Genomic DNA, 22,520 nt, shown 5'->3' with positions numbered 1-22,520 from the left:
TTTTTTCTATCAGTCGTCCGATAAAAGCACCAGGGCCTCAGCCGGCGACGGCCGCGCCGATCAGCGACCGGGCGTCCGCCGCTCCGCGGGGCGGTCCGTCCACGGGGAACTCGATGAGGTGGGCGTGCCCGAAGCCGGCCGGGTCCGGCCGGGCCGTCCGCACCTCGTGCCCGCGCTCCTCGAGACCCGGGCGCCACGACGCGGGAGCGTGCTGCTCGACCCGGACGCGGTGCGCGGCCGGCCGCTCCCACACGTTGAAGCCGGTTCCGCCCTCGGCGGCCAGCACCCACCGCGGTGCGCCGATCACCGCGGCCGGGTCGTCCCCGGTGACCAGCAGCCGGGCCAGCAGCTGCAGGACGAGCTGGGTCTGCGAGTCCCCGCCCATCGTCCCCAGCAGCGCGCGCAGCGACCCGTCGGGGCGGGTCACGAGCGTGGGCGCCAGCGTGTGCGGCGGCCGCCGTCCCGGCCCGTACTCGGCGGGGTGCCCGGCCTCCAGGCTGAACCCGATGCCGCGGTTGTGCAGCAGCACCCCGGTGCCCGGCACCGCCACGTGGCAGCCGAACTCCTTGGCGTTGGACTGGATGAGGCTCACGCCCATGCCGTCGCGGTCGGCGACGCAGAGGTAGATGGTCCCGCCGCCGGCGTAGCGGTCCTCCCGGAGCACGGTCCTCCGCGGGTCGACCATCGCGGCCCGGGCGGCGAGCCGGTCGGGGTGCAGCAGCACGCCGCCGTCCGCACCCTCGAAGAGTCCCCGGGGGCGGTCGAGCCCGGCCAGCCGCGCCGCCTCCACGGCGAGGTGCGCCCAGGCGGCGTCGTCCGGGTCGGCGCCGAGGCCGGCGCGCTCGGCGATGCCGGCGCCGGCCAGCGCCAGGACCCCGGCGGAGTTCGGCGGGACGGTCCACACCCGGTGGCCCCAGACGTCCAGTCCGAGCGCCTCCACCCAGTCCGCCGAGGAGCGGGCGAGGTCCCCGGGGAGGTACTCGCCGGCGCCCACCTCCAGCAGCCGCTCGCCGAACTCCCCGCCGTAGAAGCCGTCGCGCCCTTCGGCCGCGATCGCCCGGAGCATGCGGGCGGGCCCCGGCCGCCGGAGGTGGTCCCCGGTGCCGACCCCGGCCTCGACCAGCTCGTCGCAGCCGGTCACCCCGGCCAGCTTCGGCAGCATGAAGGCGAGCATCGGCGACGTCGGGAAGCCGTCCTCGGCCAGCTCGATCGCCGGTGCCAGCACGTCGGCGAGCGGCAGCCGGCCCAGGCGGTCGTGCAGCGCCAGCCAGCCGTCCACGCACCCGGGCACCGGTGCGCTGCGGACGTCCCCCAGCGGGGGCATGGTGCGGTGACCCTCGGCCCGCAGCCGCTCGGGGTCCGCGCCGCTGCCCGCCCGCCCGGAGGCGTTCACGACGAGGGGTTCGGCCGAGCCGGTGCCCGGACCGGCCACCAGCGCCATCAGGTCGCCACCCATGCCGCACATGTGCGGCGTGGTGACCGTCAGGGCCGCGCTGGTCGCGATCGCCGCGTCGACGGCGTTCCCCCCGGCACGCAGCACGGCGGCGCCGGCCTCCGAGGCCAGCCGGTCGACGCTGCAGACCAGCCCGTCAGGACCGGGAACGGTCTGCGTCTCCCAGGTCACGGGGTCTCCCACGTCATGCGGGCCGGGCCGACGGCGCCACCAGCGGCCACGGACGCTCGCGCTCGAACAGCGCCGCCACCGACAGCAGCAGCGCGTCGCTGTGCCGCGGCCCGACGATCTGCATGCCGATCGGCATCCCGCGAGGCGAGAGCCCGGCGGGGACGCTGACCGCGGGCACGCCGGTGATGTTCATGCCCATGGTGAGCCGGCCGGTGTTGCCCAGGCCCTCGACGTCGACCTCGCCGACCCGCGTGGGGCCGGGACCCTCGGCGGCGTAGGGGTCGTCGGGGTTGGTCGCGGCGAGCACCAGGTCGACGGACTCGAACAGGTCGGCGAACGACTCGTTGAGCTGCTTGCGCAGCGGGTCGACCGCCGCCGCGTCGGCGATGGTGAACGCCTCCGAGCGCGCCATCAGCGCGGCCACCTCGTCGGTGAGCAGCTCCCGGATCTGCGGCCAGTAGGCGTGCATGCCGTGCCACATCGTCGGCAGCGACGCCCCCGACCAGACGGCGGCCATGTCCGGCACCGCGAAGTCGACGTCGATCCGCCGCATGCCGGCCGCGGCGATCAGGGCCTCCGCCGCGTCCTCGATCGCCGCGACGACGTCGGGATGCACCACCGCGCCGCCGAAGTCCGGCAGCACCGCCACCCGCAGCCCGGCGAGGTCGTGGCTGCCCAGCCCCGCCTCGAAGCCCTCGACGCGGGGCAGGCTGAACGGGTCGCGGGGGTGTGCGCCGTTGGCGACGTCGAGCCAGCGGGCGGTGTCCCGCACCGAGCGGGACAGGCAGCCCACCGTCGAGTGCAGCGGCTCGATCTGCGCGAAGGGTGCGAACGGGATGGTCCGGAAGCTGGTCTTGATGCCGACCAGGCCCGCGTACCCGGCGGGGATGCGGATCGACCCCCCGCCGTCGGTGCCGGTGCCGATGGGCACCAGCCCCCCGGCCACGGCGGCCGCGGTGCCTCCACTCGACCCGCCCGGGGTCAGCGCCGGGTTCCACGGGTTGCGCGTCGTGCCGTGCAGCTTGGTGGAGGTGTAGCCGACGAGGCCGAACTCGCTGCTCGTCGTCTGCACCACGGGGATCGCGCCCCCGCGGTCGCGGATGCGCTCCACGTGCACCGTGGTGAACGGCCCCGTCGACCCCTCGAGCAGCCTGCTGCCGCGCGGGTAGGGCCAGCCCTCGACCGGCTCCAGCTCCTTGACCGCAAAGGGCACGCCGCCGAAGGGCCGGTCGACGTCGGCGATCCGGGCCGCCGCCAGGGCTTTCTCGGCGTCGACGTGGCAGACCGCGTTGAGCTCGCCATCGGCGTCGACGGCGTCCAGCACCGCCTGCACCGCCTCGACGGGGCTGATCTCGCGCGCCCGGAAGGCGCCGACGAGAGAGCAGGCGTCCTGCAGCCAGGGTTCCGTCACGCGGAGCGCTCCCTGCTCGGGAGGGCGGCGCCGTAGACGGCCGGGCCGCTGTCGGAGGTGGCGCCGTCGCGGGCGCGGTCGACGGCGACCGCCAGCGCCGCCAGGAAGTCGTCGGCCACGCGGACGTGGAACGGCGACACCATCAGGTGCAGCCCGCCGGGCTGCCGGTTGGGGAACCAGCCCTGCTCGGCGAGGGCGTCGGCCACGACCTTCATGTCCAGGACGTCGCTGCCGAACTGGAAGACGCACAGGTCCGGCGTCGACGTGATGGAGAGGCCGTCGATCGCCTCGATCCCGGACATCAGCCGGCGGGTGGCGTCGCGGACCTTGGTGGCCTGGCGGAGGTAGCCGTCCTCGCCGAGGTGGCGCAGCGCCGCCCACGCACCGGCGATCGGCGGCGCGGGCCGCGTGCCCGCTGCGGTCGGCGAGCCGTAGAGCCCGCCGCCCCAGGCGCCGTCGTCGAACCACCACTGGGTCCGGTACTGCTCGACGTCGCGGTGCAGCAGGACGCTCGCGCCCTTGAAGGCGTAGCCGTACTTGTGCAGGTCGGCGCTGATGCTCGTGACGCCCTCGACGCGGAAGTCCCACGGCGGCACCGGCTCGCCCAGCCGCTCCCAGAACGGCAGCATCATCCCGCCCAGGCAGGCGTCCACGTGGCAGAGCACCCCCGCCTCCCGCGCGATCGCCGCGACCTCCTCCACCGGGTCCATCACGCCGTACGGGTAGCAAGGGGCGCTGGCCACGACCATCGCGGTGTCCGGGCCGACGGCGGCGCGCATCTCCTCGACGACGAGCCGGTAGCCCTCGTCGACCGGCACCCGAATCTGGCGCATGCCGAGCAGGTGGCACGCCTTCGCGAACGCCGGGTGCGCGGTGATGCCGGTAACCAGCACCGGGTCGGCGATGCCCTTCTTCCGGGCCGTCTCCCGCGCGACCAGCACGGACATGAAGATCGACTCGGTCCCGCCGCTGGTCAGGCCACCCGCTCCCGGGGTGCCGTGCAGCAGGCCGGCCACCATGTCCGCCGCCTCCCGCTCCAGCCGGGCCAGGCTCGGGAAGCGCACCGGGTTGAGGGCGTTCTCCGCCAGGTACTCGCGGCTGACGTCGGCGAGCAGCTCCTCGAGCTCGTCGTCGTCCGGGTGGAAGATCAGCCCGAAGATGCGGCCGTTGCGCCAGTCGGCGTCGTCGTGCCGGTTGGCCCGCAGCTCGGCGAGGACGTGGGCCGCGCCGGTGCTCTGCGCGGGCAGCTCGGCGGATGCGGGTCGTGCGGCGGTCACGGTGCCTCCCGGGTGTGGCGGCGGTCACCTCCGCCGTCCGGCCGGACACTATCCGCCGCGGCCCGTCGCCACCTGACCGCCCGCCGTTATGGTCGGCCGGTGAAGATCCTCGTGCTGGGCGGTACCTCCTTCGTCGGTCGCGCGATGGTCGAGGAGGCGCTGGGCCGGGGCGACGAGCTCACCCTGTTCAGCCGTGGCCGTACCGGCACCGACCTGTTCCCCGACGTCGCCCGGCTGGTCGGCGACCGGGAGACCGGCGACTACGCCTCCCTCCGAGGCACCGACTGGGACGCCGTCCTCGATGTCAGCGCCTACGTCCCCCGCCATGTCGCGCAGGCCGCCGACGCGCTCGCCGGATCGACCGGCCGGTACCTGTTCATCTCCACCGGCGCGGTCTACGACGGCCGCACCGACGGCCCCCTGGACGAGACCGCGCCCCGCCGCGACCCCGAGCTCGGCACCGAGCAGGTCGACGGGCGCACCTACGGCCCGCTGAAGGTGGCGTGCGAGGACGAGGCGCTGGGCCGCTACGGCGACCGCGCCACGCTCGTCCGCCCGGGAATCGTCGCCGGCCCGCACGACCAGACCGACCGCTTCACCTGGTGGGCCCGCAAGGCCTCGCGCGGCGGGACGGTGCCGCTGCCCGGGCGCCCCGACCAGCCGGTGCAGGTCGTCGACAGCCGCGACCTCGCGCGTCTGGTCGTGACGCTGCTGCACGACGACCGGCCCGGCACCTTCAACGCCGTCGGCCCGGCCGAACCCGTGACGCTCGCCGGGCTGGTCGAGGCGTGCGCCCGCGGGACCGGCGCCACCGTGGACGTCGTCCCGGTGGACCCCGGGCTCGCCGGCGGCGCGGTCCCGCTCGTACTGCCCGACCCGCGCTTCGACGTCGGCATGCGCCGCAGCGCCGGGCTCGCCCGCACGGTCGGGCTGACCGCGACCCCGCTGGAGCAGACGGCGGCCGACGTCGTCGCCTGGGACCGCGAGCGCGGCGAGCCGCCGCTGGCGGTGGACCTCCCGGCCGAGCGCGAGGCGGCACTGCTCGCGGCGGCCGGGGGCTGATGCGCACGCCTCCCGGCCCGGTGCCCGTCGCCGCCGGGACCGCCGAGCTGCTGGCCGACGCCGACCGCGACGGGTCGTGGGTGCTGATGGTCGACGGCACGCCGCAGTCGCACGTGGACCTCGAGGACCCCACCCACCTGGAGTTCGAGTACGTCCGCCGCATGGGCCACGTGCTCGACCTCGCCGCCCCGGCGGGCGCTGCGCTGGACGTCGTCCACCTCGGCGGGGGTGCGCTGACCCTGCCCCGGTACGTCGCCACCACGCGGCCGGGCTCGCGGCAGCGCGTGGTCGAGATCGACCAGCCCCTGACCGACCTCGTCCGCGAGTACCTGCCGCTGCCCCGCAATGCCCGGGTCCGGGTGCGGGCGGGCGACGCCCGAGCCGCGCTGGCGACCCTGCATCCGGCGAGCGCCGACGTCGTCGTCACCGATGTCTTCGCCGGCGCCCGGACGCCCGCGCACCTGACCACCCTGGAGTTCGCCCGCGACGTCGCGCGCGTGCTCCGGCCCGGCGGGGTCTACGCGGCCAACGTGGCCGACGGGCCTCCCCTGCGGTTCGCCCGCGGCCAGGTGGCCACGCTGCGGCAGGTGTTCGCACACGTGTGCCTGCTGGCCGAACCGGGCACGATGCGCGGCCGGCGCTTCGGCAACCTCGTGGCCGTGGCGTCCGACGCCGACCTGCCGCTGGCCGGCCTCACCCGGGCGTGCGCGCGGGACCCGATGCCCTCGCGGGTGGTCGACGGCGAGGACCTCGTGCGCTTCGCAGGGAAGGCGCTGCCGGTCACGGACGCCGAGGCGCAGCCCTCACCCGAGCCGCCGGCCGGCGTCTTCGCCCGCTGAGCCCCGAGGAACGAGCGGAACGCTCAGCTCACCAGCCGTTGCCGCGGTGCAGTCCGCGCACGGCCGGGCGCACGTCGACCAGGTAGACGACGGCGGCGATGATCGCGGGCAGGCCCAGCAGCGCGATGGGGTTCTTCGTCAGGAAGATGATCACAGCGGCGAGACCGGTGATCGCGAGCCAGGCCGGCTTGGTGAGCTTGCCCATCGCCACGAAACCGTTCGCGGGGCGGATCAGCGCGTCGACGAAGGCCCACACGGTGAGCGCCTGGGCGGCGTAGTACAGGAGTAGGAAGACCAGCCCCTCGAACTCCGCCATGACCCGAGCCTACTCGCCGCCGGCTCCGCGACCGGTCGTCCGACGGCCCGACACCACCCGGCGGGGTCGGGTCGGGACGCGACAGGGCCCCGGAGCGCTCGCGCAGCTCCGGGGCCCTGGTTCGTGGGGTGGTGCGTCAGCCGTTGCGCTTGGCCGGCACGGCCGTGGCGTCGGCCCGCTTGGCGGTCCGGGCCCGGGTGACGCGCGCCGTCGTCGTCTTGCTGGTGGACGTGCGGGCGGCGCTGCTCTTCTTGGCGGCCGGCTTCTTGGCGGCCTTCGGCGCCTCGACGGCGTCCTCGAGCTCGCTCTTGGCGGCGTCGGCGGCGGCGTCGACCGACGACTCCGCCTTCGCGGCGGCCTTGCTGGCCTTGGCGGCGGTCTTCTGCGCCACCGAGGTGACCTCGTTGGAGGCCTCGACGACGGCCTCGGCGGTCTCCTCGAGGATGTCCTCAAGGGTGTCCTCGACGGCGTCGACGGCGCTCTCGGCGCGACGCACGACCCGGCGGAAGCCGGGCTGGCGGCGCAGGTCCTCGACGACCTCGGCACCGCGCTCGGCCAGGGTGTCCAGGGTGGTGGTGGCCTGCGTGCGGGCGATCTCCACCAGCTGCGCGACGGTGCTGCGCACGGCGTCGGGGCGAACGGCCTCGGCCAGCTGCTGCGCCGTGGTGCGGGCGGTGCCGGCGGCCTCGGTGGCCCGGGTGCGGGCCTCGCGGACGGCGAGGTCGGCCTGGACCTGCGCCTCGCCCGGCAGCGCCTCGGCCTTGCTGCGGAACTGGTCGAGGACGTTCTTGGCGCGCTCGACGGCCAGGTCACCTGCGCCGACGACGGCCAGGATCGGGGTGCGGGCCTGCTCGGCCAGCGAGCGGCCCTGGGCCACGGCGAGCTCGCCGTACTGCTTGACGGTCTGGGTGGTGGTCATGCCGACTCCTTGGAAGGGTGGGAAGGGGAGTTGCCGGGTGCGGCCTGCGGTGCGGCCTCGCGGACCGTGCTGGCGCGGTGCTCACGGACGTAGGTCTCGTAGAGCTCCAGCAGCACGGCCTTGTGCCGTTCGGACAACGCCTCGTCCGAGCGGATCGCCGCGACGGTGTCCGGGTTCCCGGAGCGCCGGTCGAGGATCCCCGCCTGCTCGTAGAGCGACTCGGCCGAGATCTTCAGGCCCCGGGCGATCGACGCGAGGATCTCCGCTGACGGCTTGCGGAGGCCCCGCTCCACCTGGGACAGGTAGGGGTTGCTGACGCCGGCGGTGCGGGCCAGCTCCCGCAGGGACACCTGGGCGGCACTGCGCTGCTCGCGGATGTAGTTGCCCACCTGCGAGCCGACGGCGGTGACGTTGTTCGTCGAGGCACTGGTGGCCTCGACGACCGACTCCGCCACGCTGCCGGCGACCCGGTCCACCTTCTCGCGGACCGTGCTCACCTGCTCGCGGACGAACTCTCCCGGTGTCTGCACGTCCACGACACTAATCGCCGGTGCTAGCTCCTGCAAGCAGAGCTGCTAGCACTGCGGTGAGGGCCTGGTCACACTCGTCGTCGCAGGTCAGGAAGCGAGCGCGGCCGACGGGCGGACCGCCCCCACGACTCCTCCGCCCCCGGCGACCGGGAGCTGCAACCACGGGGCGAGCTGCTCTGCGGGCACCCCGAGCCGACGCAGACCCGCGGCGAGCGCGGGCATCCGGCCGCGGTCACCACCGTCGTCGAGCTTGAGCGCCACCGCGCCCCCACCGGGGACGGCGGCCACGTGCACGCCGTCGGCACCGCCCTTGACCAGCAGGCCGGGGACGGCCTGCATCAGGGCGGTGTCCTCGCGGCCGGTGCCGGCGACGAACCACGGCTCGGCCCGCATGGCGTCGGCCACCGCCCGCCCGGGCGAGCCCGGCTCGGCCTGGACGAGGGAGAGGACGCCGCGGGCCAGCCCGGTCGGCGAGAGCGCGTGCTGCGGGGCGCCGCACCCGTCGACGACGACGGCGGACACCGGCTCGCCGGCCGCCTGGCCCAGCCGCTCCTCGATGGCCCGCTGCAGCGGGTGGTCGCGGTGGAGGTACCCCTCGACCGGCCAGCCGGCCGCCACGCAGGCGGCGAGCATCGCCGCGTGCTTGCCCGAGCAGTTCATGGCCAGCCGGTCCGGCGCCCGGCCCTCGACCAGCCAGGCCGCCCGGGTCGCCTCGTGCAGCGGCAGCGCCGGCGGGCAGCCCAGGTGCTCAGCCGTCAGGCCGGCCGCGCCGAGGATCGCCGCGGCGCGCTCGCGGTGGGCGTCCTCAGCGCTGTGCGAGCCGGCGGCGATGGCCAGCTCGGCGGCCGAGCCGGCCACCCAGCCGGCCGCGAGCAGCGCGGTGGCCTGGACCGGCTTGTTCGACGAGCGCGGGAGCATCGGCCGGTCGACCGCTCCTGCGGCCAGCAGCACCTCGCCGTCGGCGCCCAGCACCACGAGCGAGCCGCGGTGCACCGACTCGAGGAACCCGGACCGCTCGACCTCGACCAGGACGGGGTTCTCCGGCCAGGGTGAGGTGCTCATCGCCCTTCGTCGGCCAGTAGCGCGGCGACGTCGGCCTCGCCGTCGCGGTACCGGCGACCGAGCTCGCCGGCGAGGGCGTCCATGACCTGCTGCACGCCGCGGCGCCGCTCGGACAGCCCGACCTCGGCCTCGGCGAGCGCACGCGCGCCCTGTTCCAGCTTGGCGTCGCTCAGCTCGGTGATCGAGGAGAGGTCGACCCCCGGCGTCAGCGCGTTGACCCACGACTCGTAGGCGTCGGGGTTGGCCGGCTGCACCGTCTGGTGCCGGCCCAGGCCATGGGCCGGCCCGCGGCCCTTCTCGGCCAAAATCTCCGGGAGGAGCTCGACCAGCGACCGGCCGTCGTGCTCGGCGCGGCGCTGCAGCTCGCGGCGCACGATGTCCAGCCGTCCCTGCAGCAGCCGCCGGGTGTAGGAGAGGTTGACCTCCTCCTGCTCGGCCTGGCGGCGCAGGGTGCGCACCTCGGCCATGGAGCGGCGGGTGGCGTCCTCGAGGAACGCCGGCTCCAGCAGCGCGTCGACGGCGGCGCCGCCGGCGGGACTCGTCTTGGCACTCACGGTGCGTCCTCCATCGGTCAGCTTCTCGTTCCGCACGGTCTCGTCACGCCCGGGGCATCGTCGCAGACCGGACCGCCCGGATCCGGTCCCGCGCCGCCGCCCGGGTGTCGTCGACCTCCGCGACCGCGTCGTCGGGGTCGATGGCGGCGGTCGAGCCACCCACGGTCAGCGCGGCGTCCTGGGTCACCGACTGCTTGACCAGGGCCAGCGCGATGACGCCCAGTTCGTGGTGCCGGACGACCGTCCCGACCCGGCCGACCTCGCGGGCGCCCGCCAGCACGGGGGCACCCGGCTCGGTGAGGTCCTCGCTGACGCCGTCCAGGTGCAGGAGCACCAGCCGGCGCGGCGGCCGGCCCAGGTTGTGCACGCGGGCGACCGTCTCCTGCCCGCGGTAGCAGCCCTTGTCCAGGTGCACGGCGCTGGTCAGCCACTCGAGCTCGTTGGGGATGGTGCGATGGTCGCTGTCCCGGCCCAGCCGGGGACGGCGGGCCTCGACGCGCAGCGCCTCGTAGGCCTGCACCCCTGCGAGTCCCGCGCCGGCGGCGAGCAGCCGGTCGGCGACGACGCCGACGGAGCCGCGCGGCACGACCAGGTCGACGACGAGGGCCGTGCCGTCGCCGATCGGCCGCATGCGACGCACGAACCCGCCGTCGGGCAGCGCTTCGACCGCGTACTCCGCGGCGGGGGCGGGCAGTCCGGCCGCGGCGAGCACGTCGAGCGCCCGCGGCCCGACGAGGGAGAGCACCGCCCACTGCGCGGTCAGGAGCTGCGGCTCGACCCGGAGCATGAAGCGCATCTTCTCGAGGAAGGCGTGCAGCGCGGCACCCGTGCCGGGCTCGACGTCGGCCCAGGTCGTCCCTCCCAGCTCGGTGATCACCAGGTGGTGCTCCACGTGCCCCTGCGGGGAGAGGACCAGCGCCTCGCTGCCGGTCGCGTCACCCAGCCGGTCGAGGTGCTGGCTGGTGAGGCTGTGCAGCCAGGAGAGCCGGTCGGCACCCGGGACGGCGAGCACGTCGCGGTCGCTGCGGTCCACCAGCCCCGCACCCTCGGCGAGCAGCCGCTGCTCCCGCAGCGGGTCCCCGTAGTGGGCGGCCACCGCGAAGGCGGCGTCCGCCGGGTCCTCGACGGCGACGGCGCCCGGGCGGGACAGCAGGGTGGAACTCATGGGGTCTCCGATGCTCGTTCGCGGCACGCGCGGCACGTCCCGGACAGGGCGACGTGTCCCACGTCCACGGTGAAACCCAGATCGGCGGCCAGACGTTCCGCGGCGCTGTCCAGGAGATCCGGAGCGACCGAGGAGATCTCCCCGCAGGAGGCGCACACGACGTGCACGTGGGGGTGCTCGGAGGCGTGGTAGACCGGCGCCCCCTTGCCCAGGTGGGTGTGCCACACCAGGCCCAGCCGCTCGAGCAGCTCCAGGTTGCGGTAGACGGTCGAGGCGTCGGGAGCCGAGCCCTCCGCTCCGGCCTCCTCGCGCAACCGGGCGCCGATCGTCTCCGGGGTGGCGTGCTCCAGGGCCTCCACGGCCGCCAGCACCCGGCGCCGCTGGGCGGTCAGCCGCAGACCGCGGGCCCGCAGCCGCTCGGCCAGCGGTGCGCTCCCGTCGCCGGCCGTCCCGACCGCGACGTGCCCGCCGGCGTGCCCCGGATCGTGGTCGTGCCCCATGCCGCGACCCTATGCCCGGCGTCGGGCAGTCTGGACCGGTGACCGAACAGCGCAGCGTGGCGATCTGGCGGGACGGCGCGGCCGTGGCCGTCCCGGCCGACGAGCCCGTCCTCACCGCCTCCGACCAGGGGCTGGTCCGCGGGGACGGCGTCTTCGAGTCCGTGGCGGTGGTCGACGGGGCCACGCCGCACCTGGCCGCGCACCTCGCGCGCATGCAGCGGTCCGCCGCGCTGCTGGAGCTCGACCACCCCGGGGACGACGTCTGGCGGGCCCTCGCCGACACCGTGCTCGACGGGTGGCCGGCGGGGACCGAGGGGCTGCTCCGGCTCTTCCTCACCCGCGGTCCCGGCGACGGCGCGCCGCCCACCGCGCTCGCCCTGCTGGCGCCGGTGCCCGAGGAGACCGTCCGCCAGCGCACCTCCGGGGTCTCGGTGGTCAGCCTGTCCCTCGGCGTCCCGGCCGACCTCCGCGCCCAGGCACCGTGGCTCCTGGGCGGGGCCAAGACGCTCTCCTACGCGGTGAACATGGCCGCCTACCGCCACGCGCACCGGCTCGGCGCCGACGACGTCGTCCTGACCTCCCTGGAGGGGCAACTGCTGGAGGGGCCGACGTCGACGGTCGCGTGGGCCGCCGGCGGCACGCTGCACACGCCGCCGGTCGAGACCGGCATCCTGCCCGGCACGACCGTCGCGCGGCTGTTCGAACGCGCGGAGGAGACCGGCTGGCCCACGGCGCGCACCCGCGGCACCGTCGACGACCTGCACGCCGCCGACGCGGTGTGGCTGCTGTCGGGGGTGCGGGGGGCCGCCGCGGTGCACACGCTGGACGGGGTGCGGCGCACCGACGCCGGGCTCACCGCCCGGGTGCAGGAGCTCCTCGCCCGGTAGCCTGACTCCTGGTGCGCCGGGAAGTCTGGTCGGCAACGTCCTTCCCGACCCCTCTCCCGGAGCCGCCCCCGTGCCCAGCACCGCCTCCAACCGTCTCCTCGCCCGCGGATCGTGGGCCGAGGCGCAGCGCGTCGCCTCCGTCCTGCGCAAGGAGACCGTCGGCGGAGCCCTGCTCCTCCTCGGCGCCGCCATCGCGCTCGTCTGGGCGAACTCCCCGTGGGCGGAGAGCTACGAGACCCTCCGCGACACCCGCGTCGGGCCGGCGTCGCTGCACCTGGACCTGACGCTCGGCACCTGGGCTGCCGACGGCCTGCTGGCGATCTTCTTCTTCGTCGCCGGGCTGGAGCTCAAGCGCGAGTTCGTCGCCGGGGACCTCCGGGAGCCCCGGCGCGCGGCGCTGCCGATCGCCGCCGCCGTCGGCGGGATGGCGGTGCCCGCCCTGATCTTCGTGCTGTTCAACCTGGGCGGGGCCGACGGCGCGCTGAGCGGCTGGGCGATCCCGTCGGCCACCGACATCGCCTTCGCCCTCGCCGTCCTGGCGGTGATCAGCACCCACCTGCCCAGCGCCCTGCGGACGTTCCTGCTCACGCTGGCCGTCGTCGACGACCTCCTGGCCATCGTCGTCATCGCGATCTTCTACACCGCCGCGCTCGACGTCCCGGCCCTCCTGCTGTCGCTGCTGCCGCTCGCCCTGTTCGGCTTCCTGGTGCAGAAGCGGGTCCGCTCCTGGTGGCTGCTCCTGCCGCTGGCCGCGCTCACCTGGGTCTTCATGCACGAGTCAGGTATCCACGCGACGGTGGCCGGCGTGCTGTTGGCCTTCACCGTGCCCGTGGTCCGCAGCGAGGCGGCCGGTGGACCGGACGCGGGACCGGGGCTGGCGGAGCACTTCGAGCACCGGCTCCGCCCGCTGTCGGCCGGCTTCGCCGTCCCCGTGTTCGCGTTCTTCTCCGCCGGCGTCGCCGTCGGCGGCGTCTCGGGCCTGGGCGAGTCCCTGGGCGACAGCATCGCGCTGGGCATCATGTTCGGCCTCGTCGCCGGCAAGGCGATCGGGATCACCGGCGCCACGTGGCTGGTGTCCCGCTTCACCCGCGCCGAGCTCGACGAGCAGCTGAGCTGGACCGACGTCGTCGGTCTCGCCCTCCTGGGCGGGATGGGCTTCACGGTCTCGCTGCTGATCACCGAGCTCGCGTACGGCGCCGAGAGCGAGAGCTACGACCACGCCAAGGTCGGCATCCTGGCCGGCACCGTGCTGGCCGCCGTCCTGGCGTCGGTGATCCTGCGGCTGCGCAACCGTCGCTACCGGGAGATCTCCGCCCAGGAGCGGGTGGACGTCGACGCCGACGGCATCCCCGACGTCTACGAGGCCCCTGAGGACATCGGCCCGGCGCGACCGCTCTGGCGGACGGTCGACGACGACGCCGAGCACGACCCGGACCGGAGGGGCCCGGCGCCGTCGGCGCAGCCCCGTCCCCCGTTCGCCGAGAGCTGACTTTTTCGGTTGCCGGAGCCTCCCGGGCCGACGTACCGTCGTCGTACACGAGAGAGGAGGTGGTCCGTAACTTTGCTTGAGTACAGGACTCGTGAGGTGGCTGTCCGCTAGCCGCCGTCCAGATGGGCCGCCCGTTCAGACGACAGTTTGAACGACGGCAGATCGCCCGTCCGTCGTACGGCGGCGAGCGAGAACCGGACAGTCACCCGACCCCCGGGCCGCCGACATTTGTCCAGTCGGCCCGCGTGCAGCTCCCTCTCCGGAGGACAGCGCCGCGGAACAGCCCGGGGGTTGTCCGTTTCCCCGGTAGGTTGCGCCCCATGGAACTCGGAGGCCTCCCGGTCGAGACCGACGTCTCCTGCGGCGTGTGGATCTCCGCCGCGCGCCGTCGCGGCGACCCGGCCACCGTGGCCGCCCTCCTCCCCGCCACCTTCGCGGCCTACGCGCGGGTGTTCCACCCCGCGGTCCGCTACGACGGGGACGACGACGTCGAGGTGAGCTGGGCCGAGGTGGCCGCGTACAACGGCACCACCGCCCATCTGCTGATGCAGTGGCACACCGTCACCGGCAGCTGGGACGCCCAGCCCTCCGAGCACCAGGCCGCGTTCTGGGACGACGGCCCCGCGGAGGGGCACCTGCCCGTGACGGTGGCCGCCCGGCTGGCCGCCGTCCTCGCCCGGCACACCACCACGCCGGAGGACTGCGTGTTCGGCCGGTGGGACGGCTTCGGCTTCGACCTGCCCGACCCCGACGTCCCGCCCCGGTTGCTGTTGCGCGGCAAGCACGACGTCGTCCTCGTGCGCGGCGCCGTCACAGACGCCGTCCGCAACCTCGCGCCCGAACCGCACGAGCAGAGCGCCAACGTCTGGTGGCCGGCCGACCACGCCTGGTGCGTCGTCACCGACATCGACATGACCAGCACCTACGTGGGCGGCTCGGCCGCGTGCATCGCGGAGCTGCTCGGCACGCCCGGGCTGGAGGCCGCTCCGACCGGGCCGGACGACTCGACCGCCTTCTCGGCCGACACCCTCAACCCCCGCCCCCGCGAGCGCTGAGGCGACGGCGTCCTGGCGATGCCGACCCGCCTCACCTGAGTGCAGTACGTGCACGAACCGTCGTCTGCGGGCCTCCGGGGCGACGGTTCGTGCACGAACGGCCACCCCCGCGAGCGCTGAGGCCTACAACCGGGCGAGCTCGGCCTCGAGGTCGTCGAGACCCAGCGACCCCTGGGACAGCGCGGCCATGTGCCAGGCCTTGAGGTCGAAGGCCTCGCCCCGGGCCTGCCGCGCCTTCTCCCGCCCGGCCAGCCACGCCCGCTCGCCGAGCTTGTAGCCGATCGCCTGGCCCGGGATGCCCAGGTAGCGGACCAGCTCGCTGTCGAGGAAGGCGAGCGAGGCACCGGAGTTCTCGCCGAGGAAGGCCCGCGCCAGGTCCGGCGTCCACGGCTGCCCGCGGTGCCCGGCCAGCGCACCCTCGGCGTCGTCCGGGATCGGCAGTTGCAGGTGCATGCCGATGTCGATGACCACCCGCACCGAGCGCAGCTGCTGGGCGTCGAGGAAACCCAGCCGGGTGCCCGGGTCGGAGAAGTGGCCCAGCTCGTCCATGAACCGCTCGGCGTAGAGCGCCCAGCCCTCGACGTTCGCGCTCACCGAGCCCACCGAGGTCTGGTAGGTCGAGAGCTGCTTCGCGACGTACGCCCACTGCGCCAGCTGGAGGTGGTGGCCGGGAACGCCCTCGTGGTACCAGATCGAGACGAGGTCCCAGAGCGGGAACCGGGTTCGGCCCAGCGTGGGCAGCCAGGTGCGGCCCGGGCGGGAGAAGTCCTGCGAGGGGCGGGTGTAGTACGGCGCCGCCGCGCTGCCGGGAGGCGCGATCATCGCCTCGACCCGGCGCAGCGGCTCGGCGAGGTCGAAGTGCGTGCCGTCGAGCTCGGCGATCGCCTCGTCCATCATCGACTGCAGCCGGACGCGAATCTCCTCGACGCCCTCGACGGCCGGCCCGCTGGTCGCGAGCAGCCGCATGGCCTCCATCGGGGTCGTCCCGGACTGCACCCGGTCTGCCTCGGTCCGCTGCTCGGCCAGGATCCGCTTGTGCTCAGCCCAGCCCCACGCGTAGACCTCCTCGAGCCCCTGGTCCGGCCCGAGGTCCGAGCCGGTCCAGCGGCGCACCGCCATCGCGTAGCGGTCGCGGCCGACGGCGTCGGGCACGCCCTCGGTGCGGGGGCCGTACTCGTCGCGCAGGTGGTCGCGGATGTCGGCCACGGCGGCGTCGGCGGCCGCGGCGGCGGCGAGCAGCTCCGGCTGGAGCGCTTCGGGCCCCGCGGCGACGAACGAGGTGAAGAACGGGCCGGCCAGCCACTGGTCGAGCTGCTCGACGACGGTGCGCACCTGGCGGGGGGCGACCAGCAGGTCGCGGCGCACCGCCTCCTCGAGGGTCTCCCGGTAGCCGCGGTAGGCCTCCGGTACGCGGGCGATGCGGCGGGCGATGACGGCCCAGTCCTCGTCGGTCGCCGTCGGCATGAGCGTGAACACCTGGCGGACCGAGTGGACCGGGCTGAACAGGATGTTCAGCGAGCGGAAGCCCTCCCCCGCCCAGTGCGCGTCGAGCTCGGCCGTGAGCCGCTCCCGCAGCAGCCGGGCACACCGCCGCTCCACCGGATCGTCGTCCAGCGCGGGGTCCTCCGCCAGCACGCGGTCGAGCTCGGCCAGGGTGGCGCGGACCAGGGACACCTCGGCCTCGAGCCCCTCCGGCGAGAGGTCGGGCAGCCGGTCGTCGCCCGGGCGGACGCCGAGCGAGGTGGCCAGGATCGGGTCGAGCTCGCAGGCGGAGGCCACGTAGCCGTCGGCCACCTGTCTCGGGGTGGCGGGGGAGCCGGGCGACGGCGGGGTGGTGGGGAGCGCGTCGGTCATCGGATCCTCTCCAGCCGGGCGGACATGGTGGGCCGCAGCTCCCCGCCTCCGACGGCGCGGTCGACGGCGTACATGAGCGCGCCCTCGACGATCCCGTAGAGGCGAACGGCTCGGGTCACCTCGGGGGCGTCGGGCGTGCGGGCCACGACGTCGGTCGCCAGCTCCCAGCTCGTCGTGCTGCGGGCGGCGCCGACGTAGATCTCCAGCACCCCGTCCGCACCGGCCACGAGCAGCTCGACGTCGTCGCCGTCGCCGCGAGGGCGCCAGAAGCCGGTTTCCCGGACGTCCGGCCCGACGACCTGCCCGTCGTCGGTGAGCCGCCAGGTGCGCGAGTCGTAGGCCAGGAAGCCGCGCCCGTCGTGGCTGAACCGCACCCACTGGCCGAACCGGAGATCCTTGTCGGAACCCGCAGCTGTGCCGCTGAGGACGCCCTCCCCGTGCCACTCCCCCAGCAGCGGCAGCACCGACAGCAGCTGGTCGGAGACCTCGGGGCCGCTGCGGACGTCGACGGTGTCGGGGACCGGCAGCTCCGTGGGCGCGCTCATCGCCGGCCCGCCTTCGGGCGGCGCGAGGTCCGCACGGCGCCGTAGCCGCAGGCGAGCGCGGCGAGCGCCGCCAGGGTGACGAGGACCCAGGCAGAAACCATGCCGACCACGGTAGTGACGGGCGGGGACCGCGGCCTCAGGCGGGCTCGCGGAGGGCGGCGGCCGTCGCGCCCACCACGTCTTCCCACGGCGTGGCCGCCAGCCCGAAGGCGGCCGTCGTCGCGCTGCCGTCCGAGACGTACTCCCGGTCCCACTGGTGCCGGATGGCCACGACCTCCCGCATCATCGGGACGGCGAGCCCGACCGCCCGCAGCACCGGCCACGGGATGCCGCTGACCCGCACCGCGGGCGCACCCATCGCCTCCGCCAGATCGGCCAGCGCCTCCCGCTGGCTGCGCGGGGCCGTGGTGGGCACGTGCCAGGCACGTCCCAGCGCCCGCTCGTCGGTACCGAGGGTGGCCAGCGTGGCGGCCACATCGGGCAGGTAGGCCCAGCTGCGGCGCACGTCGGGATCCCCGACGACCCACGCACGGCCTCCGGCGCGCAGCGCCGGCAGCTGGCGCGTCAGGTGCGACTGGCCGGCGGGCACCTGCGGACCGACGAAGTCCGCAGCGCGGGCCTCGGCGACCCGCACCCGGCCCGCCGCGTGTGCGGCGAGCGCATCGGCCCACATCCGGTTGCGGACCCGCCCCTTGACGTCGGTGGCCGCGAGCGGCGTGTCCGGCGTCATCGGCCCCGTCGGCCGCCCGTACCCGTAGAGGTTGCCCATGGTGACCAGGACCGCTCCGGTGCGCTCGGCCGCGGTGAGCAGCGCCGCGGCCACCGGCGGCCAGTCGGTCGGCCAGCGGTGGTAGGCCGGGTTGACCGCGTTGTAGAGGACGTCGGCACCCGCGGCCGCCCGGGTGAGCGCCCCGGCGTCGGCAGCGTCGACGCTGCGGTGCTCGACGGAGTCCGAGGAGGTCCCGCCGCTGCGGGACAGCACCCGCACGGTGTGCCCACGGCCGACCAGTTCCTCGGCGGTCGTCGTGCCGACCGGCCCCTTGCCCACGATGACGTGCAGTCCCATGACGCGCTCCCTGCTGCTTCGGCGAGAGCGACGCTCTCGGTCAGGAGCGATGCTCCACCCGCCGTCCGCACGCTGTCAAGAGCGGTGCTCTCCCTTGCGATCAGTGATCTCGTCCGGCATGCTCGACCGGTGCCCACCGCCCGGGAGCGCGTCCGCGCCGAGCTGACCGCGGAGATCACCGACGCCGCGCGCCGGCAGCTGGCCGAGGTCGGAGCCGCCGCCCTCTCGCTGCGCGCCGTCGCCCGCGAGGTGGGCCTGGTCTCCTCGGCGGTCTACCGCTACTTCCCCAGTCGCGACGACCTGCTGACCCGGCTGATCATCGACGGGTACGACGCCCTCGGGGAGGCAGCGGAGGCGGCCGACTCCCCCGGCGCCGACCCGCGGTCGCGCTGGCTGGCGGTCTGCCGTGCCGTCCGGTCGTGGGCCCTGGCCCACCCGCACGAGTACGCGCTGCTCTACGGCTCTCCGGTGCCCGGCTACTCGGCGCCGCAGGACACCGTGCCGGCCGCCTCCCGGGTCGGGGTGGTCCTCGGCCGGATCCTGGGCGACGCCGCGCGGTCGGGCGCGCTCCCCGACGGCACCGGGGAGCGGGACCCCGCGCTGATCAGCGACGACGCGGCTGCGGTCCTCGGCGGCGAGCACCCGGCCATCGACGACACCGTGCGGGTGCGCGCGCTGCTGGCGTGGAGCTCGGTGTTCGGCACGCTGAGCTTCGAGCTGTTCGGGCACTTCGTCGGATCGGTCGAGGACGGCGACCGCTACTTCGACCGCGCCATGACCGACCTCGCCGCCCTGCTCGGACTCTGAGTGCCGTTCACCCCGAGCCACGCGGCCGCCGTCCTGCCGTTCCTGCGGACGCCGCTGCCCGCGTCCGCGCTGGTCATCGGCAGCATCGCCCCCGACCTGCCCTACTACCTGCCGGTCGACATCCCCTGGGACACGCACACCGCGACGGCCCTGGTGACCTCCGACCTCCTGCTCGGCGGGCTGGCCTGGGTCGTCTGGCACGGGGTGCTCGCCGAGCCCGCCCTGGCCTGGGCACCCGGAGCCCTGCGCACCCGGCTCACCGGTGTCCGCCCCGGCCTCGCGGCCCGGGTCCGGAGCGTCCCGGCGATCGTCCTCGTGGCACTGGCGCTGGTCGTCGGCGCCGCCACCCACGTGCTCTGGGACGAGTTCACGCACGCCGGCCGGTGGGGCACCGAGCACCTGCCGGCGCTGGCGAGGGAATGGGGCCCGCTGCCGGGGTACCGCTGGCTGCAGTACGCCAGCGGCGTCGTGGGCGGCGTCGTCCTGCTGCTCTGGCTGGCGCGCTGGTGGCGGCGTGCACCGCGCGGGCCGCTGGCGGCCCGGCCGGCGGCCTGGCCTGCCTGGGTGGTGATCGCCGGGTCGGGGCTGATGGCCGGCGTCGCTGGCGCCCTCACCGCCCCCGACGTCCGCAAGGCGGCCTACGCGGGAGCGACGTGGGGAGGCGGCACCGCACTCGGCGTCGCCCTGGTGCTGGCCGCGGCCTGGCAGATCCACCGCCGGCTCCGCCGGTCCAGGGCTGCCGTTCCCCGCGCCCACTAGGCTGGCGTCGAGCGCCCGGGCGGCCACCGGGCGGCACGTCCCCGGTGGTGGAGCGGAGGTACGCGTGCGGACGCCCGAGGAGGAGCTCGCACGCGCGCTCGCCCGCTACGAATGGGTGCTGGCCAACGTCGCCGACGGGATCTACGGCCTGGACGCCGACGGCCGCGTCGAGTTCGTGAACCCCTCGGCCGTCCGCATCACCGGCTATCCGCTGGACGAGCAGCGCACGGTCGACCAGCACCGCCTGCTGCACCACCACCGCCTCGACGGATCGCCCTACCCGCGGGAGGAGTGCCCCGTCTGGCAGGCCCTGCGCACGGGCCGGACGGTCACCGCCGGCGACGAGGTGTTCTGGCGCAAGGACGGCACCCCGGTCCCGGTGGAGCTGATCGCGGTGCCGACCGTCGAGGACGGCGTGGTGACCGGCGTCATCGTCTCCTTCCGCGACCTCACCGAGCGGCGGGAGGCCGAGCAGCAGGCGGCGGAGATCGACCGGCTGGCCCGGGAGGCCAGTGCGTCCCGGGCGCTTTCCGACCGGCTGCAGGAGGCGCTGCTCACCCCGCCACCGGAGCCCGACCACCTGCACGTCGTCGTCCGGTACCAGCCGGCCGGCCACGAGGCCCTGGTCGGCGGCGACTGGTACGACGCGTTCCTGCAGCCCGACGGCGCGACAGTGGTCGCGATCGGCGACGTGGTGGGCCACGGCAGCGACGCCGCCGCCGCCATGGGTCAGCTGCGCGGGCTCCTGCGGGCGCTGTCCTACGACAACGACGAGCCCCCGGCGGCGACGCTGAGCCGCACCGATCGGGCCGCCCAGGGCCTCGCCGTCGGCACCCTGGCCACCGCCATCCTCGCCCGCGTGGAGCGCCACCCCGACGTCCCGGTGAGCGGCCGCCGGGTGCTCCGCTGGAGCAACGCCGGCCACGTCCCCCCGCTGCTGCTCTCCCCCGACGGCAGCTCACGGGTGCTCGACACCCGGCCGGACCTGATGCTCGGCGTCGACCCTGAGGCCCCACGACACGACCACACCGTCGAGCTGGAGCCCGGGGACACCCTGTTCCTGGTGACCGACGGGCTCGTGGAGCGGCGTGGATCGGACCTCGACGAGGGCATGGCCCGGCTCCAGGAGGCGCTGCGCGATCTCGCCGGGGAGCAGCTCGACAGGCTGCTGGACACGATCCTGGAGCGGCTGGTCCCCCTGGCGGGTCAGGACGACGTCGCCGTCGTCGCCGTGCGCGCCTACCGCGAGGACCGCCCGCGGCCGCCCGAGGCCGGCCCGAACGTCCTGCCGCCCGGCGTGTCCTGACTCGCCCGACGGAGGCGCGATGCCCTGCTCACCGGACGGCGGCGAGCGGGATCCGGGACGGGTCCCGTCCGACGTCGTGCTCGACCACTGCGTCGGTGCCGGCCGGGAACAGGCTCCGGGTCAGCGCCCAGCGCGACACGACGGGCATCCGTGGGACGAGAAGAGCCACGAGGATCAGAGCCAGGAACGGCATCGCCACCGCGTGCAGGGCGTCCCCGAGGAACTGGATCTCGGTACGGCGGCCACTCAGCCAGAAGGCGACGAGGAACGAGCCCACCAGGAAGCGCGCCCCGGCGGCATTCACGGTCAGACATCCGGCGGACACGAACAACAACGAGAACGTCCGGTAGTCGAAGCTGCTGGTGAGCAGGTACGTGACCAGGGCCGGGCCTGCGCCGATGAGGACCGCGGTCGTGGCCGCCTCGTTCGGCCGCAGACCGTCCGCGACCGCACGGGCTGCGCGACGGAGCACCGGCACGGTCAGGAGTACCAGGAACACGACGACGAACGACAGCACCCCGATCACCTGGTCCCGGTTGTAGATCGGGCCGAAGTCGTGCATGCGGCCGAAGGCAGGTAGCACCCCGGCACCGAAGGTCGTCACGTTGACGCTCGGCGTGGCCGCCCGGATCTCCTTCCAGTACGGGAGAGCCAGCAGCCCGAGCGACACGAGGCTGCACGCCGTCACGACGAGGAACTGGCGGAGGCGGCCGAACGCCAGGACCGCTCCCGAGGGGAACAGCTTCAGGCCGGCGGAGACCGCCACGAACGGGACCGCCCACCAGGCGCGGCCGGACGAGATGAGCAGGGCAGCCGTCACCAGCGCGACGAGGACGAACAGGTCCGTGTTCCCGCGCGCGACCATGAGGAACATCGGCGGGGAGGCGGTCAGCGCCGTCACCACGGCGACCCGGCCCGGTGTGGGCCGGCCGAGGAAGTGCCCGTAGAAGGCGCTCAGCGCGACGAGCCCGCCGAGGACCAGCACGGAGCCGAACCAGAGCGTGTCCGCGCCACCGACGCCGAGCAGCCGGAACGCCTCGGTCCACACCGGCGGGTAATTGTAGGCCCGGCCGGCGGGATCGCAGACGGCTGCACCGACGGTGCCGGCGGACGGGTCGGTGCAGTCGGCGTTGTAGGTCACCTGCGCCAGGTCGAGGAACGTCGGCAGGTCCCGGACACCCACGACGAGCCACCGGCCGGTCAGTTCGAGGACCAGGCTCAGGAGTCCGAGGGTGACCGCCGGCACCGACCACAAGGCGTAGCGCCGCACCGTCGTGTCCATGCCGGTGAGGCTGCCTCAAGCGGACGCTCCGCCGGCGACGTGGCGGGACGTTCCTGAGGTGCCTGGGACCTCAGAGGCGGTCGGGATGCATGAGCCGGACGAACCGGTCCGGCACAGCAGGGCCCGTCCCCCAGTGGTGTGGGGGACGGGCCCTGCTGCATGCTGCCTGCCCCCGCTCGCGAGCTCGCCGCGAGCGGTGCGGGGACGCGGT

Annotated in this window: 22 protein-coding genes; 8 read left to right on the top strand and 14 right to left on the bottom strand. The window is 75.0% G+C overall.

Going from position 1 to position 22,520, the window contains the following annotated elements:
- Positions 1–37 precede the first annotated feature (37 nt).
- The 3 genes from BLS70_RS20275 to BLS70_RS20265 are packed head-to-tail and all read right to left on the bottom strand — an operon-like array spanning position 38 to position 4,312.
- Entirely contained in the window at positions 38–1,624 is a 1,587-nt protein-coding gene (locus BLS70_RS20275) for a gamma-glutamyltransferase family protein (RefSeq protein ID WP_091771672.1), read from the bottom strand.
- A 13-nt stretch (positions 1,625–1,637) separates the two neighbouring features.
- Positions 1,638–3,035 carry an amidase gene (locus BLS70_RS20270; protein WP_091771670.1) on the bottom strand — a complete coding sequence of 466 codons (1,398 nt, stop codon included), beginning with the start codon at positions 3,033–3,035 and terminating at the stop codon, positions 1,638–1,640.
- Positions 3,032–4,312 (bottom strand): pyridoxal phosphate-dependent decarboxylase family protein, encoded by a 1,281-nt coding sequence (locus BLS70_RS20265; RefSeq protein WP_218122522.1) that lies wholly within the window; start codon positions 4,310–4,312, stop codon positions 3,032–3,034. Before BLS70_RS20265 ends, BLS70_RS20270 begins: the two co-directional genes overlap by 4 nt.
- 99 nt (positions 4,313–4,411) lie before the next feature.
- On the opposite strand from BLS70_RS20265, the gene BLS70_RS20260 reads away from it, so the two are divergent.
- Positions 4,412–5,374 (top strand): NAD-dependent epimerase/dehydratase family protein, encoded by a 963-nt coding sequence (locus BLS70_RS20260; protein WP_091771668.1) that lies wholly within the window; start codon positions 4,412–4,414, stop codon positions 5,372–5,374.
- Positions 5,374–6,213 (top strand): spermidine synthase, encoded by an 840-nt coding sequence (locus BLS70_RS20255; protein ID WP_091771666.1) that lies wholly within the window; start codon positions 5,374–5,376, stop codon positions 6,211–6,213. Before BLS70_RS20260 ends, BLS70_RS20255 begins: the two co-directional genes overlap by 1 nt.
- 28 nt (positions 6,214–6,241) lie before the next feature.
- On the opposite strand, the gene BLS70_RS20250 is transcribed toward BLS70_RS20255, so the two are convergent.
- From BLS70_RS20250 to BLS70_RS20220, 7 genes are all read right to left on the bottom strand, one after another.
- Positions 6,242–6,529 (bottom strand): DUF2516 family protein, encoded by a 288-nt coding sequence (locus BLS70_RS20250; protein ID WP_091771664.1) that lies wholly within the window; start codon positions 6,527–6,529, stop codon positions 6,242–6,244.
- A gap of 136 nt (positions 6,530–6,665) precedes the next feature.
- Entirely contained in the window at positions 6,666–7,448 is a 783-nt protein-coding gene (locus BLS70_RS20245) for a hypothetical protein (protein WP_091771662.1), read from the bottom strand.
- Positions 7,445–7,978 carry a helix-turn-helix domain-containing protein gene (locus BLS70_RS20240; RefSeq protein WP_091771693.1) on the bottom strand — a complete coding sequence of 178 codons (534 nt, stop codon included), beginning with the start codon at positions 7,976–7,978 and terminating at the stop codon, positions 7,445–7,447. Before BLS70_RS20240 ends, BLS70_RS20245 begins: the two co-directional genes overlap by 4 nt.
- 87 nt (positions 7,979–8,065) lie before the next feature.
- Positions 8,066–9,040, bottom strand: coding sequence for an asparaginase (locus BLS70_RS20235; RefSeq protein ID WP_091771660.1), 975 nt, complete (start codon positions 9,038–9,040; stop codon positions 8,066–8,068).
- Positions 9,037–9,594 carry an RsiG family protein gene (locus BLS70_RS20230; protein ID WP_091771692.1) on the bottom strand — a complete coding sequence of 186 codons (558 nt, stop codon included), beginning with the start codon at positions 9,592–9,594 and terminating at the stop codon, positions 9,037–9,039. Before BLS70_RS20230 ends, BLS70_RS20235 begins: the two co-directional genes overlap by 4 nt.
- 43 nt (positions 9,595–9,637) lie before the next feature.
- Positions 9,638–10,759: a CAF17-like 4Fe-4S cluster assembly/insertion protein YgfZ gene (gene ygfZ / locus BLS70_RS20225; protein ID WP_091771658.1), complete on the bottom strand. Its 1,122-nt coding sequence runs from the start codon at positions 10,757–10,759 to the stop codon at positions 9,638–9,640.
- On the bottom strand, positions 10,756–11,259 hold the full coding sequence (locus tag BLS70_RS20220; RefSeq protein WP_091771656.1) for a Fur family transcriptional regulator: 504 nt from the start codon (positions 11,257–11,259) through the stop codon (positions 10,756–10,758). Before BLS70_RS20220 ends, ygfZ begins: the two co-directional genes overlap by 4 nt.
- A 38-nt stretch (positions 11,260–11,297) precedes the next feature.
- On the opposite strand from BLS70_RS20220, the gene BLS70_RS20215 reads away from it, so the two are divergent.
- From BLS70_RS20215 to BLS70_RS20205, 3 genes are all read left to right on the top strand, one after another.
- Positions 11,298–12,146 carry an aminotransferase class IV gene (locus BLS70_RS20215; RefSeq protein ID WP_091771654.1) on the top strand — a complete coding sequence of 283 codons (849 nt, stop codon included), beginning with the start codon at positions 11,298–11,300 and terminating at the stop codon, positions 12,144–12,146.
- A 70-nt stretch (positions 12,147–12,216) separates the two neighbouring features.
- Entirely contained in the window at positions 12,217–13,635 is a 1,419-nt protein-coding gene (gene nhaA, locus BLS70_RS20210; RefSeq protein ID WP_091771652.1) for a Na+/H+ antiporter NhaA, read from the top strand.
- Between the two features lie 320 nt (positions 13,636–13,955).
- A complete protein-coding gene (locus BLS70_RS20205) occupies positions 13,956–14,690 on the top strand; it encodes a hypothetical protein (protein WP_091771650.1) in 735 nt (244 codons plus the stop codon).
- A gap of 123 nt (positions 14,691–14,813) precedes the next feature.
- Here the strand turns inward: BLS70_RS20205 and BLS70_RS20200 are convergent, their stop codons facing one another.
- From BLS70_RS20200 to BLS70_RS20190, 3 genes are all read right to left on the bottom strand, one after another.
- Complete coding sequence (locus BLS70_RS20200; protein WP_091771648.1) at positions 14,814–16,544, bottom strand: DUF885 domain-containing protein; 1,731 nt, start codon at positions 16,542–16,544, stop codon at positions 14,814–14,816.
- Complete coding sequence (locus tag BLS70_RS20195) at positions 16,541–17,089, bottom strand: heme-binding beta-barrel domain-containing protein (RefSeq protein ID WP_091771646.1); 549 nt, start codon at positions 17,087–17,089, stop codon at positions 16,541–16,543. Before BLS70_RS20195 ends, BLS70_RS20200 begins: the two co-directional genes overlap by 4 nt.
- A 136-nt stretch (positions 17,090–17,225) precedes the next feature.
- Positions 17,226–18,155, bottom strand: a complete 930-nt coding sequence (locus BLS70_RS20190) for an NAD-dependent epimerase/dehydratase family protein (protein WP_091771644.1) — start codon at positions 18,153–18,155, stop codon at positions 17,226–17,228.
- A gap of 129 nt (positions 18,156–18,284) precedes the next feature.
- Here BLS70_RS20190 and BLS70_RS20185 point away from each other — a divergent pair, with 129 nt between their 5' ends.
- From BLS70_RS20185 to BLS70_RS20175, 3 genes are all read left to right on the top strand, one after another.
- Positions 18,285–18,962 (top strand): TetR/AcrR family transcriptional regulator, encoded by a 678-nt coding sequence (locus BLS70_RS20185; protein WP_091771642.1) that lies wholly within the window; start codon positions 18,285–18,287, stop codon positions 18,960–18,962.
- Entirely contained in the window at positions 18,963–19,721 is a 759-nt protein-coding gene (locus BLS70_RS20180; RefSeq protein ID WP_091771641.1) for a DUF4184 family protein, read from the top strand.
- A 64-nt stretch (positions 19,722–19,785) separates the two neighbouring features.
- Entirely contained in the window at positions 19,786–21,027 is a 1,242-nt protein-coding gene (locus tag BLS70_RS20175) for a PP2C family protein-serine/threonine phosphatase (protein ID WP_255362626.1), read from the top strand.
- A 28-nt stretch (positions 21,028–21,055) separates the two neighbouring features.
- Here BLS70_RS20175 and BLS70_RS20170 read toward each other — a convergent pair whose 3' ends face one another.
- Positions 21,056–22,309, bottom strand: coding sequence for a glycosyltransferase family 87 protein (locus BLS70_RS20170; protein ID WP_091771636.1), 1,254 nt, complete (start codon positions 22,307–22,309; stop codon positions 21,056–21,058).
- Positions 22,310–22,520 lie beyond the last annotated feature (211 nt).

It is taken from the genome of Blastococcus aurantiacus (assembly GCF_900102425.1).
Lineage (GTDB): Bacteria > Actinomycetota > Actinomycetes > Mycobacteriales > Geodermatophilaceae > Blastococcus > Blastococcus aurantiacus.
This window is presented reverse-complemented; position numbering and strand designations above follow the sequence as displayed.